Annotated in this window: 17 protein-coding genes; 9 read left to right on the top strand and 8 right to left on the bottom strand. The window is 62.8% G+C overall.

Going from position 1 to position 13,788, the window contains the following annotated elements; translation table 11 throughout:
- Positions 1-85 precede the first annotated feature (85 nt).
- The 4 genes from Q0W88_RS04125 to Q0W88_RS04110 all read left to right on the top strand — a co-directional run bounded on the left by Q0W88_RS04125 (position 86) and on the right by Q0W88_RS04110 (position 2,842).
- Positions 86-823, top strand: coding sequence for a pteridine reductase (locus tag Q0W88_RS04125; RefSeq protein ID WP_297800341.1), 738 nt, complete (start codon positions 86-88; stop codon positions 821-823).
- 59 nt (positions 824-882) lie between these two features.
- On the top strand, positions 883-1,356 hold the full coding sequence (locus Q0W88_RS04120) for a copper chaperone PCu(A)C (RefSeq protein WP_297800339.1): 474 nt from the start codon (positions 883-885) through the stop codon (positions 1,354-1,356).
- A gap of 97 nt (positions 1,357-1,453) precedes the next feature.
- A complete protein-coding gene (locus tag Q0W88_RS04115) occupies positions 1,454-2,383 on the top strand; it encodes a TerB family tellurite resistance protein (protein WP_297800337.1) in 930 nt (309 codons plus the stop codon).
- A 93-nt stretch (positions 2,384-2,476) separates the two neighbouring features.
- Entirely contained in the window at positions 2,477-2,842 is a 366-nt protein-coding gene (locus Q0W88_RS04110; protein ID WP_297800335.1) for a hypothetical protein, read from the top strand.
- Here the strand turns inward: Q0W88_RS04110 and folK are convergent.
- From folK to tsaD, 3 genes are read right to left on the bottom strand one after another with little or no spacing between them, the layout of a single operon-like run.
- Positions 2,827-3,282: a 2-amino-4-hydroxy-6-hydroxymethyldihydropteridine diphosphokinase gene (gene folK / locus Q0W88_RS04105; protein WP_343212528.1), complete on the bottom strand. Its 456-nt coding sequence runs from the start codon at positions 3,280-3,282 to the stop codon at positions 2,827-2,829. The two genes, Q0W88_RS04110 and folK, sit on opposite strands and share 16 nt — an antisense overlap.
- Positions 3,275-3,634 carry a dihydroneopterin aldolase gene (gene folB, locus Q0W88_RS04100; RefSeq protein WP_297800332.1) on the bottom strand — a complete coding sequence of 120 codons (360 nt, stop codon included), beginning with the start codon at positions 3,632-3,634 and terminating at the stop codon, positions 3,275-3,277. The genes folK and folB overlap by 8 nt, the downstream gene beginning before the upstream one ends.
- 9 nt (positions 3,635-3,643) lie before the next feature.
- A complete protein-coding gene (tsaD, locus tag Q0W88_RS04095; RefSeq protein WP_297800329.1) occupies positions 3,644-4,672 on the bottom strand; it encodes a tRNA (adenosine(37)-N6)-threonylcarbamoyltransferase complex transferase subunit TsaD in 1,029 nt (342 codons plus the stop codon).
- 115 nt (positions 4,673-4,787) lie between these two features.
- On the opposite strand from tsaD, the gene rpsU reads away from it, so the two are divergent.
- From rpsU to Q0W88_RS04075, 4 genes are all read left to right on the top strand, one after another.
- Entirely contained in the window at positions 4,788-5,003 is a 216-nt protein-coding gene (gene rpsU, locus Q0W88_RS04090; protein WP_297800327.1) for a 30S ribosomal protein S21, read from the top strand.
- A 97-nt stretch (positions 5,004-5,100) separates the two neighbouring features.
- Entirely contained in the window at positions 5,101-5,547 is a 447-nt protein-coding gene (locus Q0W88_RS04085; RefSeq protein WP_297800325.1) for a GatB/YqeY domain-containing protein, read from the top strand.
- A 37-nt stretch (positions 5,548-5,584) separates the two neighbouring features.
- Entirely contained in the window at positions 5,585-7,285 is a 1,701-nt protein-coding gene (gene dnaG, locus Q0W88_RS04080; RefSeq protein ID WP_297800323.1) for a DNA primase, read from the top strand.
- A gap of 46 nt (positions 7,286-7,331) precedes the next feature.
- Positions 7,332-9,266: an alpha/beta fold hydrolase gene (locus Q0W88_RS04075; protein WP_297800321.1), complete on the top strand. Its 1,935-nt coding sequence runs from the start codon at positions 7,332-7,334 to the stop codon at positions 9,264-9,266.
- A gap of 36 nt (positions 9,267-9,302) precedes the next feature.
- Here Q0W88_RS04075 and cyoE read toward each other — a convergent pair whose 3' ends face one another.
- The 4 genes from cyoE to Q0W88_RS04055 are packed head-to-tail and all read right to left on the bottom strand — an operon-like array spanning position 9,303 to position 12,582.
- A complete protein-coding gene (gene cyoE, locus Q0W88_RS04070) occupies positions 9,303-10,184 on the bottom strand; it encodes a heme o synthase (RefSeq protein ID WP_297800319.1) in 882 nt (293 codons plus the stop codon).
- Entirely contained in the window at positions 10,181-11,326 is a 1,146-nt protein-coding gene (locus Q0W88_RS04065; RefSeq protein WP_297800317.1) for a COX15/CtaA family protein, read from the bottom strand. Before Q0W88_RS04065 ends, cyoE begins: the two co-directional genes overlap by 4 nt.
- A gap of 4 nt (positions 11,327-11,330) precedes the next feature.
- Complete coding sequence (locus Q0W88_RS04060; protein WP_297800315.1) at positions 11,331-11,888, bottom strand: hypothetical protein; 558 nt, start codon at positions 11,886-11,888, stop codon at positions 11,331-11,333.
- Positions 11,875-12,582 carry an SURF1 family protein gene (locus Q0W88_RS04055; protein ID WP_297800313.1) on the bottom strand — a complete coding sequence of 236 codons (708 nt, stop codon included), beginning with the start codon at positions 12,580-12,582 and terminating at the stop codon, positions 11,875-11,877. Before Q0W88_RS04055 ends, Q0W88_RS04060 begins: the two co-directional genes overlap by 14 nt.
- Positions 12,583-12,639: 57 nt before the next feature.
- Between Q0W88_RS04055 and Q0W88_RS04050 the strand changes: the two genes are divergently transcribed.
- Positions 12,640-12,846, top strand: a complete 207-nt coding sequence (locus tag Q0W88_RS04050; protein ID WP_297800311.1) for a twin transmembrane helix small protein — start codon at positions 12,640-12,642, stop codon at positions 12,844-12,846.
- 49 nt (positions 12,847-12,895) lie between these two features.
- Here Q0W88_RS04050 and Q0W88_RS04045 read toward each other — a convergent pair whose 3' ends face one another.
- On the bottom strand, positions 12,896-13,774 hold the full coding sequence (locus Q0W88_RS04045) for a cytochrome c oxidase subunit 3 (protein ID WP_297800309.1): 879 nt from the start codon (positions 13,772-13,774) through the stop codon (positions 12,896-12,898).
- Positions 13,775-13,788 lie beyond the last annotated feature (14 nt).

The raw sequence follows: 13,788 nt of genomic DNA, 5'->3' as shown, positions 1-13,788 counted from the left end.
GGGCAATTCCATACGGGCTTTCACTGGTCATTGATGCCCGTTCAGGATACCTTGTCTGTGTCCTGTTTTGAACCGAGTACCGCTCATGACGAATGATTCCGCCGTGATCCTGATTACCGGTGCCGGCCGCCGCATCGGCGCGGCCTTGGCTGCCGATCTGCACGCCCGCGGTTACCGCATCGCCCTGCATTACCAGAACTCGGAGCGCGAGTGCGTGGCGCTGTGCGCGGATTTCAACCGGATCCGCCCGGACAGCGCGATGACCCTTCAGGCCGATCTGGGCGAGGCATCGCGGCGCGATGCGCTGGTGCCGGCGGTACTGGCGCAATTCGGCCGGCTGGATGTGTTGATCAACAATGCCAGCAGCTTTTTCCCCACGCCCGTCGGCACCAGTACCGATGCCGACTGGGATGCACTGTTTGACGCCAATGCGCGCGCGCCGTATTTCCTGAGCCAGGCCGCGGCACCGCATCTTGCCAAGCAATCCGGCTGCATCGTCAATCTGCTCGACATCTTCGCCGAACGCCCGAAGCCCGGCCATACGCTGTACGGCATGGCCAAGGCGGCGCAACGCATGCTGACCCGATCGTTGGCGCTGGAACTGGCGCCATCGGTCCGGGTCAATGCCATCGCCCCGGGCGCCATTCTCTGGCCGGAGTCCGGAAAATCCGAAGCCCAGAAACAGGCCATCCTCGACGCCACCCCGCTGGCCCGCATCGGCCAGGTCGCGGATATCTGCAAAGCGGCGCGGTTCCTGATCGAGGATGCCGACTACTGTACCGGTCAGGTCATTGCCGTGGACGGCGGGCGTTTATTGCGTTGAATCATGCCGGCCGCCGTGCATCACGGTAAAATGGCCCTACTTTCCACCGGAATCCGGCCATGTTGTTTCGTTTCCTGAGTTCCATCCTGTTTGCCCTGCTTCTGGCTTCCGGCGCGGCGGCGGCGGATTCGCTGGTCTTCAGCAATGCCTGGGTCCGGGCAACACCGCCGAATGCCAAGGTCGCCGGGGGGTTCGTGGCGATCCGCAATGCCGGAAAAAGCGCCGACCGCCTGATTTCCGCCAGCAGCGATGCCGCCGAGCGCGTGGAAATCCATGAAATGAAAATGGCCGGCGATGTCATGCAGATGCGCCAGCTGACCGAAGGCATGGCCGTTCCGGCCGGCCAGAGCGTGGCGCTAGAACCCGGCGCCTCCCACCTGATGCTGATCGCGCCCAAACAGGCGATTGCCGAGGGCCAGAAAATCACCATCACGCTGGTCTTCGCGAAGGCGGGCAAGCGCATCGTGGAATTCACCGTCGCCAGACAGGCGCCGCAGACCGACGCTGGCATGAGCCACGATCATATGCACTGACCTTTCGAAACGCCGCCGCCGGTTTCCGGCGACTATTCACGCCGGGTTAACCTGGACCGTCCGAGACTGAAGGCAACTCAACGACGGAAAACCGACCATGACCGCAGCCGAACAACAGGCCATCCTTGCCATCAGTCTGCATGCCGCCTTCGCCGACGGCAGCAAGGATGCACGCGAACGCGAACAGATCAGGCAGATCGCGGAAGGCCTGGCACCGGACGGCAGCATCAACATGCCGGCGCTCTATCAGGATGTTCTGCTCAAACGGCGGACGCTGGAGCAATGCACGGCGCTTCTGGAAAGCGCGGACAGCCGCCAGCTGGCCTATGAAATGGCGGTCTGCGTGTGCGATGCCGACGGCGTGCGCAGCGCGGCTGAAAACGCATTTCTTAAATCCCTGAGCGGACTGCTGCGCATGGACCCGGCACAGGCACAGCGCTTTGCCGAAGACGCCGACGCCCTCGCCGACGCGCCCTTGGTCGCGGTGCCGCTGGAGACCGCGCCGGCCGTCGATACGGCCGCTCTGGATAAATCGGTGTTGAATTACGCCATCCTCAACGGCGCACTGGAACTGCTGCCGCAGTCCTTGGCCTCGATGGCCATTCTGCCCTTGCAGATGAAGATGGTGTACGGCATCGGCAAAGCCCATGGCTATGAGCTGGACCGTGAGCACATCAAGGATTTCGCCGCCACGCTCGGCGTCGGACTGACCGGCCAATATGTCGAACAGATGGGTCGAAAACTGCTCGGTGGCCTGCTTGGCAAAGTCGGCGGCGGCATGCTCGGCGGCCTGGGCAGCGCGGCCACCGGCGCGGCATTTTCCTTCGCCACCACCTATGCCCTGGGCAAGGTCGCCCAGCAGTATTACGGCAATGGCCGCAGCATTGATGCCGCCCAGCTGAAACAGGTGTTCGCGCAGATGTTCGCGCAGGGCAAACAGATGCAGGGGCAATACCGCGCACAGATTGAACAGAAGGCGCAGACCATCGATGTCACGCAATTGCTGTCCATGGTCAAGCGTCCCTGATCACTCCGGGGATTTGACGGTGAGCGCATCGCCGGTCGAGAATGGAGCATCGGCCGATCCGGCGATGCCCTTTCCATTTTCTCGGGAGCCCCCATGTTCAAGCGCGCCGCCACGGTTCTGTTCGGTCTGATTCTCGGTATTTCCGCCAGCGGTGCACGTGCCGCGACGCCCGATCCGGCTTTTGCCAAAGAGTCCGGTGAATGCGCGGTGATCATGCTGAAACTCTGGGAAGTCACCGAAGACGCCAAGCAGAAGCAAAGCTACTACAGCCTCAGCGAAATCATGGTCAATGCGGCGGTCGGCGCCGGCGCCAGCCGCGAACAGATGATGGGCTTCCAGACGGCCGTGGAAGACGGCATCAAGAGTCAGGGCACCGCCTATCTGGGCCAGAAAATCGATACCTGCAAAAGCTTTCTGGACGCCAACCAGCAGAAGCTGGTGCTTTACTCCGGCGGCTGAATACGCAGAGTCCGCGACAGGCTCATGCCGGTTTCCGGATGGATGTAATCCGGCGCGATCTGTGCCAGCGGTTCCAGCACGAATGCATGTTTCAGTTCCGGACGCGGAATCTGCAGATTGCCCGGGCCTTTCAGAATCAGATCATCGAAGAAGATGATGTCGATGTCGAGCGTGCGGCTGGAAAAGCGCGGCACGTCGCGCCGACGGCCATGCGCGTCTTCCAGGGCGTGCAGCCATTGATCCAGCGCGTAGACATCCCAATCGGTTTCGATGATGGCGGCGCCGTTGATGAAGTCCGGACCGTCGAAGCCGACCGCCCGTGTACGCACCCAGTCCGACAGCACGACAGTACCGAAGGTGTCACGCAGGGCCTGCACCGCGCTGGCCAGATGTTTTTCCGGCTCCTGGTTGGAACCCAGGCTCAGATAGGCTTTAGGCATCCGCGCGCGAACGCTCGATTTTCACGCCGACGGCCTTGGCGCCGCGGACCGCCCCGATCTTGCTCAGCTTGAGCGATACACGGCTGACCTTGAATTCGGTCAGGATGATTTCGCAGCAGCGCTCGGCCAGGGTTTCGACCAGGCCGAAACTGGATTCGGAGACGAACTGGATCAGACGCTTGCTGACCGCCTTGTAATCCAGCGTGTCTTCAATGGCATCGCTGGCGGCCGGGATGCGGTTGTCGAACGCCATCTCGATGTCGAGCACGATCGGCTGCTTGATGGTGCGCTCCCAATCGTAGATGCCGATGACGCATTCGATTTCGAGGGCTTCAATGAAGACTTTATCCATGTCTGCAGTTTATCCGAGGGCAGGTGAAAGCGGCGGCAAGCCGGCCAGATCCCAGCGCGGCTTGCAGGCCACCACCGGCGGCTCGCTCTGTCCGGCCTGCAGCCGAAGGCAGCCGGCAAAGGCGATCATCGCGCCGTTGTCTGTGCACAGGGCCGGTGACGGGAAGAACACCGCTGCACCCCGGCGCGCGGTGCGTTCCTGCAACTGCGCGCGCAGATAGCGGTTGGCGCCGACGCCGCCGGCCACCACCAGCCGCGTGCAGCCGGTGCGCTCGAGGGCGCGCTCGCACTTGATGGCCAGGGTGTCGACCACCGCCTGCTCGAAGGCCAGCGCGATGTCAGCCATGTCCTGTTCGGTCCGCGTACTGGCCTGCCAGGCCAACAGCACCTGGGTTTTCAGCCCGGAGAAGCTGAAGTCCAGATCCGGCCGGTTCACCATCGGCCGCGAGAACCGGAACACCCCGTTGCGGCCGCGCAGGGCCGCCGCCGCCAATTGCGGCCCGCCCGGATACGGCAGACCCATCAGTTTGGCGGTTTTATCGAAGGCTTCGCCGGCGGCATCGTCCAGGGTCTCGCCCAGCAACTGGTATTCGCCCAGGGCTTTCACCCACATCAGCTGGGTGTGCCCGCCGGACACCAGCAGGGCCACGAACGGCGGCTCGGGCGGATCGGCTTCCATCAGCGGGGCCAGCAGGTGGCCTTCCATATGGTGTACGGCAATGGCCGGAACCCCCAAAGCCCAGGCCAGGGCCCGGCCGGTCGCCGCGCCCACCATCAGCGCCCCGACGAGGCCGGGACCGGCGGTGTAGGCCACCCCGTCCAGATCGGCCGGATTCAAGCCCGATTCAGCCAGCGTCTGCCGGATCAAGGGCAGCAGCTTACGGACGTGGTCGCGGCTGGCCAGCTCCGGCACCACCCCGCCATAGGCCGCATGCAGGTCGATTTGGCTGTACAGGGCCTGCGCCAGAAGCCCGCGCGCGCTGTCATACAGCGCCACGCCGGTCTCGTCACAGCTCGATTCGATGCCCAGTACCCGCATGCCTTATCCTGAATGAGCCGCCCGGCGGGTTGCCAAAAAGCGGTAATCCTTGTATGATAACCGGCTCTCTGGCAGGAAAACATGTCCGCCGGGAAATCCCCTTTTTGGAGTTACCATGCCTTCTGTAAAAGTCCGCGAAAACGAACCGTTTGAATTTGCCTTGCGCCGTTTCAAGCGCACCTGCGAAAAAGCCGGTGTCTTGGCCGATACCCGCAAGAAAGAGTTCTACGAAAAGCCGACGCAGGAACGCAAGCGCAAAGCCGCCGCCGCCGTGAAGCGTCAGGCCCGCCGCAGCTCGCGCGACATCACCAAGCGCCAGCGTTTGTATTGATCCCCCGCTGAGCCGCCCGGCTCGCGCCCCAAAGCCGGTTACGCATCGCGTATCCGGCTTTTTGTGTTTATACCGCCCACCGATTACGGAGCACGCCATGACCCTGAAAGCACAACTGACCGAAGACATGAAAACCGCCATGAAGGCCGGCGAAAAAGACCGCCTCGGCGTCATCCGTCTGATCAACGCCGCCATCAAGCAGAAGGAAGTCGATGAGCGCATCGAAATGACCGACGAGCTGGTGCTGGCCGTGCTGGAGAAAATGCTGAAACAGCGCAAAGACTCCATCAGCCAGTACGAAGCCGCCGGACGCACCGATCTGGCCGACATCGAGAAATTCGAATCCGGCATCATTCAGGCCTACCTGCCCCAGCCGCTGAGCCAGGCCGAGGTCGAAGCCCTGGTGGCCAGGGCCATCGCCGATACCGGCGCCGAAGGCCCGCAGGCCATGGGCAAGGTCATCGCCGCGCTGAAACCGCAACTGGCCGGCCGCGCTGACATGGGCGCGGTGTCCGGCATGGTCAAGGCCGCGCTGTCAAAATAAGCACCCTGCACCCGGCGAATGATGGCATCCTAAACTGATGGCGAAGCTCCCGGAATCCTTCATCGACAACCTGCTGTCGCGGGTCGACCTGGTCGAAATCATCGGCACACGCGTTCCGCTGAAGAAGCAGGGCAAGGATTACTCGGCACGCTGCCCGTTCCACGACGAACGCTCGCCTTCGTTCACCGTCTCGCCCAGCAAGCAGTTCTACTACTGCTTCGGCTGCGGTGCCAAAGGCACCGCCATCAGCTTCCTGATGAACTACGACCGCCTGACCTTCATGGATGCGGTCGAGGATCTGGCCAAACGCGCCGGCATCGAAATCCCCAAGGACGCCCGCCCGGCCGACACCGACGGCAGCCGCGACATGTATGCGGCGCTGGAAGCCAGCAGCCAGTATTTCCAGAAACAGCTGGCGGCTTCGGAAAAGGCCGGCACCTACCTCGCCCGGCGCGGCGTGGATGCGCGGAGCATCGCGGCCTTCGGCATCGGCTACGCCCCCGAAGGTTTCAATGGCCTGATCGACGCCCTCGGCAGCGATGAGCGCCGCCGCGGCCTGTTGGAAAAGACCGGCATGCTGTCGAAATCCGACAACGGCCGCCTGTACGACAAATTCCGTGCCCGCATCATGTTCCCGATTGCCGACCGGCGCGGCCGTGTCATCGCCTTCGGCGGCCGCGTGCTGGAAAAAGACGATGGTCCGAAATACCTGAACTCGCCGGAAACGCCTCTGTTCCACAAAGGCCGAGAGCTCTATGGCCTGTGGCAGGTCAAGCAGGCGCATAACAAAATTCCGCGCCTGATCGTGGTCGAAGGTTACATGGATGTGGTCAGCCTGTTCCAGCATGGCATCACCCAGGCCGTGGCCACGCTCGGCACCGCCACCACCCCCGATCATGCCGAGCTGCTGTTCCGCAACAGCGCCGACGTGATTTTCTGCTTCGACGGCGACAAGGCCGGCCGTGCCGCCGCCTGGAAAGCGGTGGAATCGATCCTGCCGCGCATGCGCGACGGACGCCAGGCCTTCTTCCTGTTCCTGCCCGAAGGCGAGGATCCGGACACCATCGTGAAAACCGAAGGCGCCGACGGATTCGAGCAGCGCATCAACGGGGCGATGACCTTATCGGATTATTTTTTCGAGGAACTCGGCAAGGACATCCGCCTGAACACGCTGGAAGGCAAGGCGCGTCTGGCTGAGAAGGTCAAACCGTATCTGCAGAAAATTCCGGATGGCGCTTTCCGCGATTTGATGAGTGAGCGTCTGGTATCGCTGACCGGCGTCACCGGCGCGGCACCGCTGGAGGCGCCGAAGTCGGCGGCATCCGCCGGCATTTCGCCCAAGCGCAGTCTGGTCCGCGCGGTCATCACCCTGCTGCTGCAGCAGCCGGCACTTGGCCGCGAGGTCGAAGCCCCGTTCGCCTTCGCCGACCTGGAACTGCCCGGCATCGGCCTGATGCTGGCCTTGCTGGAAACCATTCATGCCCGCCCCGACATCAATACCGCCTTGCTGCTGGAGGCCTTCGAGACGCATGCCGATTATCCGGCCCTGCAGAAGCTGGCGCTGGTCGACATGCCCGGCGATGAAAATATCTGGCGCCAGGAATTCCAGGACGCTCTGGCACAGCTGAACCGGCAGGCCCGGCAGCAACGTCTGGCCCTACTGCGGCAACGCATGGCGCACAGCGGCCTGAGCCTGCAGGAAACCGAAGAATTGCGGGATTTGTTGAAGCCGAATTGACGGTCTTTGCGGTATGCTTGGGCTTCCGAATGACTCTGGAGCCGCCATGCGCACCGCCCTGCTTTCTCTTACCCTGCTCGCCGCGGCAATGCCCGGCGCACATGCCGTCGAACGCGTCGACATCGGCAACCGCATCAGCGAAAACCTGCCGGAAATTCCGGCCGAACTGATCGACAGCCTGAACCAGTACCAGAATACCCGCGGCGCCGGTTTTGCCGGCTGGACCGGCGACGGCTGCATTCTGGTCAGTACCCGCTTTGCCGAAACCGCACAGGCGCACCGCGTCTGCCAACCGCTGGGCATGCGCGAACAGCTGACCTTCTACAAGGAACCGGTGGCCGGCATCACCGCCTCGCCGGCCAAAGCGCGGCGCCAGGGTTTCGTGTTCGCCAAGGACAAGGGCGGCGATGAATTCAGCCAGCTGTATTGGTTCGATAATGCGACCCGCACCACCACGCTGCTCACCGATGGCAAGCGCAGCCAGAACAACGGCACCGTACTGAGCGATGACGGCGTCCTGATGGCCTACCGCAGCACTTCCCGCAACGGCAAGGACACCGACATCTGGCTGCGCGATACGCGCAGCGGCGAGGCCCGTCCGCTGGTGACCGCCGGCGGCAGCTGGAATGCCATGGATTTTTCACCGGACGGCAAACGCCTTCTGGTCAGCCAGTATCTGGCCGCCGATGACTCGCGTCCGGGCGAAGTCGACATCGCCACCGGGAAATTGACGCTGTTTCCGATTGACGGCGGCAAGGCCGCTTTCGGCGGCTTCGAATACGCGCGCAACGGCAAGGGTGTGTATTTCGTCTCGGATGAAAATTCCGAATTCCAGCAGCTGCGTCATCATGATCCGGCAACCGGAAAAGCCACCGTCATCAGCAAAGCCATCCCCTGGGATGTCACTGCCTTCGCGCAGAGCCCGGATGGCAGCCGGCTGGCCTACCTCACCAACGAGGACGGCATTTCCACCCTGCGCCTGGTCGACACCGCCAGCCTGAAGCCGATCACGCTACCGAAACTCCCGATTGGCGTCAGCGGCGGTCTTCAGTTCTCGCCGGACGGGCAGCGCCTGGCCATGAGCATCAATACGGCCACCTCGCCGAGCGATGTCTATGTCATCGATATCGGCAAGGCTGACCTGACCCGCTGGACCGCCAGCGAAGTCGGCGGCCTCGATACGGCGTCCTTCACCGCGCCCACCCTGGTGCGCTTCAAGAGTTTCGATGGCCGCAGCATTCCCGCTTTTTATTACCGACCGGCGGACCTCAAACCCGGCGAGAAAGTGCCGGTACTGATCAACATCCACGGCGGCCCGGAAGCCCAGGCTTTCCCGACCTTCAGCCCGCAGATCCAGTACCTGCTCAAGCACCTGCGGGTCGCGGTGCTGGTGCCCAACGTGCGCGGCTCCAGCGGTTACGGCAAGACCTATCTGAGCCTGGACAACGGCTACCTGCGCAAGAATTCGGTGCGGGATATCGGCGCATTGCTGGATTGGATCGGCCGGCAGCCGGAACTGGATGATGGCCGGGTCGGCGTTTACGGCGGCAGCTACGGCGGCTACATGGTGCTGGCCAGCATGGTCGATTACGACAAACGCATCCGCGCCGGCATCGATGTAGTCGGCATTTCCAATTTCGCGACTTTCCTGAAAAACACCGAAAGCTACCGGCAGGATCTGCGCCGTGCCGAGTACGGCGATGAACGCGATCCGCTGATGCGCAACTTCCACGAGAAGATCGCGCCGCTGAACAACGCCCACCGCATCACCAAACCGCTGTTCGTGGCGCAGGGCTTCAATGATCCGCGCGTGCCCTATACCGAAGCCGAGCAGATCGTGAAGGCGGTCCGTGAAAACGGCGGCGACGTCTGGTATCTGATGTTCAAGGACGAGGGCCATGGCTTCGCCAAAAAGCCGAACAGCGATTATTTCGGCGCTGCGCAGATCCTGTTCTGGCAGAAGTACCTGCTCGGCAAATAAGGCCCATCAAAAACCCCGCTTCGGCGGGGTTTTTTATCAGGCCACGGTGAACGTCGGTGGCATGATCCAGTGATCGACGAGCAGGAAGGCGAACAGGGCCATCAGATACCAGATCGAATACTTGAATACTTCCATCGCGAACAGCTCGTCCGGCGGATTCATCAGGCGGATGGCGTAATACAGGAACACCGCACCGAGCACCACCGCACCGCCCAGATAGAACAGCCCGCTCATGCCGGTGATCCAGGGCAGCAGGGTGACGATGAACAGCAGGATGGTGTAGAACAGGATCTGCCAGCGCGTGTAGGTCACGCCGTAGATGACCGGCAGCATCGGAATCAGCGCGCGCGCGTAATCGTCGCGCCGGAAGATGGCCAGCGCCCAGAAATGCGGCGGCGTCCAGATGAAGATGATCAGGAACAGCAGCAGCGCGTGCGGATCGACGGTATTGCTGATCGCAGCCCAACCCAGTACCGGCGGTGCGGCGCCGGCGGCGCCGCCGATGACGATGTTCTGTGGTGTGGCCCGCTTCAGATAGCCGGTGTAGATGATGGCATAGCCGATCAGCGAGGCGAACGTCAGCCAGGCGGTCAGCACATTCACCTGCCAGACCAGCAGCCCCATCGACAGCACGCCCAACGCGATGGCGAACACCAGAACCTGGGCCGATGTCAGGCCGCCGGTCGGCAAGGGCCGGTGCGCGGTGCGCGCCATCAGTGCATCAATGCGCTGGTCGAGCAGATGGTTGATGGCCGCGGCACTCGATGCCGCCAGCCAGATGCCGAGCGAGCCGAAAACGACAGGCCGCCATGGCGGCAGGCCGGGCACCGCAAGGAACATGCCGATGACCGCGGTGAACACGATCAACGCGACGACGCGCGGCTTGGTCAGCTCGAAGTAGCTTGCCAGGACAGTCATTCGGGCGCCTGCTCCGGTTCACGCAGACGGGCCAGGACACCGACCACGGTGAACAGCAACAATGCGGCGCCGGCGTTGTGCGCAACGGCCACCCACAGCGGCAGTCCGAAATGCACGTTGCTGATGCCGAGCGCGACCTGCGCGGTGGTCAGCAGTGCCAGCACGCTACCCCAATACACCAGACCGGGGGTACGGATCATCTTGACCGCCAGCGCGATCAGGTAGAGCGCGACCACCACGGCCATGCCGCGGTGCATCAGCTGGATGGCGACGCGCGCCGGGCCGTCGAGCACACCGCCTTCGTAGTCGACGCCGATGCCGCGCCAGAGCACGAATGCTTCGCTGAAATCATGGGCCGGCAACCATTGGCCGAGACACTTCGGAAAATCGGTGCCGCAGGCCAACGCGGCGTAGTTGGCGCTGGTCCAGCCGCCAAGGGCGATCTGAACGGCCAACAGCACCAGGCCGATCCACAGCAGACGCTTGAACAGTCGGGCATGCCCCTGGATCAATTCCGTATTCGGTGTGGCCCGCCAGGCCAGCCAGGTCAGCAGACTGAAGGTGGTCAAACCGCCCAGAAGATGCGCCATCACCACAATCGGCTTAAGCAGCCAGGTCACCGTCCACATGCCGAGCATGGCCTGCATGATGATCACCGCCAACAACACCGCGGTATAGCCGATGAACGGCTCGCGTCCGGCACGCCAGGCGTAGGCCAACAGGCCCAGAATTCCGGCCGCGGCCAAAGCGAATGCCGGATCGTGATGCCAATACATATAGACCGGTATCGAGGCTGCAACCGATGCAGCGCAGACCACCGGCACCCACACGGCACGGCGGCGGCGTCTGGCTTCGAGCAGGCACAGCGTCAGCACCAGCAGGCCGAGCAGCGCAGCGATGTGCCGGTGGAATTGCTCCCGCCAGGCCTTGTGGGTTTCGACGGCGCGCTCGAATACGGCATTGGCGGCAGCCACCTCATGGTCCTGTACCGGCCAGGTGGCCCGGCCATAGCAGGTCGGCCAGTCCGGACAGCTCAGGCCGGCGTTGGACAGCCGCACGAAGCCGCCGAATACGATGACGCACAGGGCGAGCAGCACGCCGGCCCAGGCGATCCGGTGGAAATGCTTGTAGGTATTGGTCATGGGCTTATTTTACGAGTTTTGCCAGGTCTTTACGCAAACCGCTGGGATCGAAGCCGGCCGGATAATGCAGCACCACGAATCCGCCGGAATCGATGATGTAGACCGGGTAGCCTTTCGGACCTTCGCGGTCCGGCAGAACCGCGCCGATGTTGCCGGGTACCATCGGCACGAAACCTTTGAAATCCGGTCGCTTGGCAGGCACTTCGGCAAACCAGAGCACATCGATGCGCTCGCTGTGCCGTCCCTGGCTCAGCCAGACCCGGTGAAGGGTATCGAGCATGGCCGTGCACTCGGCGGCGCAGGGCCTGTCGGACACGAACACGATCCGCCAGCGGTTCAGTTCCGGTTCCCAGTCATAGGCGCGCTCGTCGGCGCGGGTGAAGGCGTGTACGCTGAAATCAATCGGCGGATTCAGCAGTTCGCCGTAATTTTTGTGTTTCTCCGGCTGCCATCCGGCAAAGCGCAGCAGCGCCGCGATGCCGAAGGAACTGAAGAACATCGCCACAATCAGCAGCAAAACCAAGCGCGAACGCCACTGCCGTTTCCGTTCATCCGTTTGCATGGGTCTTCCTCATCATCACTCCGATACAGAGCACCGCGAACGCCGCGGCCAATCCAAACCATTGCAGGGCATAAGCCCGGTGTTTTTCCGGCGGCAGGGTGTTGGCCTGCACCGACAGATCCCGCGCGAATCCGATGCGCTGTGCCGGATCCACGCGCAGGATGCGCGCGGCCAGCGGAGCCTTCAGTGACGCGGACAATGCTTCGCGGTCCAGACGCATCAGCAGGAGACTGCCATCGGGCTGCACGCTGTATGCCGGGCCGATGGCCAATCCCGGCGATGGCGGCGGCAGCAACAGGCCTTCAAGCGCCAGCGCACCGGACAATGCGGCCGGTTTCGGCAACTGCCGGTTGCCATTGACCGGCAGCCAGCCCAGGTCCACCAGAAACAACCGGCCGCTTTCATCTTCAGCCGCCTGAAACACCGAAACCCCGACCTGACTGCCCCGGCGTTGGTTATCCAGCAAAAGCAGCGGTGCTTCGCGGAACACCGCGCGGCCCTGCACCCAGGTGAATCCCTGCGTCAGGTTCAAGGCCTTGGCCAGCGGCACCGCTTTTTTTTCCTGAAGCACGGCATCCACGGCCCGCAAGGACTGCTGTTTTTCCTCGCCGCGCGCCAGCTGCCAGAAGCCGAGCCGCAGCAAAAGCAGCTCGACCAGCACGGCAGCGAGCAGCAGGATGATCCGTAATTTCACCCGAACACTCCGGTTTTCGCCGATAATGGCCAGCATACGCAACCGCCGGTGAACGCCATGGAAAAACTGCTGATCATCGCCTTTATCCTCCTGATACTCTGGAATCTGGGTGCCGGCCTGTATTACATGATGGTGGACAAGGGCAAAACCGACCGCACCGTGAAGTCGCTGAGCTGGCGCATCGGCCTGTCGGTGCTGCTCATTCTGCTGGTGATTGCCGGCATTTTCAGCGGCGTCATCAAACCGCACGGCATCCACGGCTGAGCCTTCACGCGCTCCAGAAAGAAAGGCCGGCTTGCGCCGGCCTTTTGCATTACAGCACGTAGACGAAAAGGAACAGCAGCAGCCAGACCACGTCGACGAAGTGCCAATACCAGGCCACGGCTTCGAACGCGAAGTGGTGGTCCTTGCTGAAGTGGCCCTTGGCGCAGCGCAGCCACATCACTGCCAGCATGATGGTGCCGAGCATCACGTGCATGCCGTGGAAGCCGGTCAGCATGAAGAACGTGGAACCGTAGATGCCCGAACCGAGGGTCAGGTTCAGTTCGTGATAGGCGTGGATGTATTCTTCGGCCTGGAAGCCCAGGAACAGCGCGCCGAGCGCGACGGTGGCGCCCAGCCACCAGAGCAGCGCAGTGCGGGCATTGGCTTTCAGCGCATGATGCGCCATGGTGATGGTGACGCCGGAGGTCAGCAGGATCAGGGTGTTGATCAGCGGCAGGCCCCAGGCCGGAATGGTTTCGAAGGTTCCGCCGATTTCGGCCGGGCCGTTGGTCGGCCAGCCGGCCACGTAGCCCTGCCACAGATAGGTATTGGTCAGGGCGCCGTCGCCTTCACCCGACAGCCACGGCAGCACGAAGGTGCGGGCGTAGAACAGGGCGCCGAAGAAAGCGGCGAAGAACATCACTTCCGAGAAGATGAACCACATCATGCCCATGCGGAACGAGGTATCGACCTGCGCGTTGTAGCGGCCTTGCAGCGATTCGGAAATCACGTCGCCGAACCAGGAGCCGAGCACCAGCAGCACCGAGAGCAGACCCACGAAGAAGACGGTTTCGCCCCAAGTGGTGCCGTTGAACCAGTTGGCCACGCCGATCATCATGATGAACAGCGCAATCGAGCCGAGGAACGGCCAGCGGCTGTGGTGCGGAACGAAGTAGGCGTCGGCGTCGTGTGTGTGGGTGTTGGCCATGAGAATCCCCGGGA

Origin of the sequence: Arenimonas sp. GDDSR-1, from assembly GCF_025980345.1 — a bacterium.
Lineage (GTDB): Bacteria > Pseudomonadota > Gammaproteobacteria > Xanthomonadales > Xanthomonadaceae > Arenimonas.
This window is presented reverse-complemented; position numbering and strand designations above follow the sequence as displayed.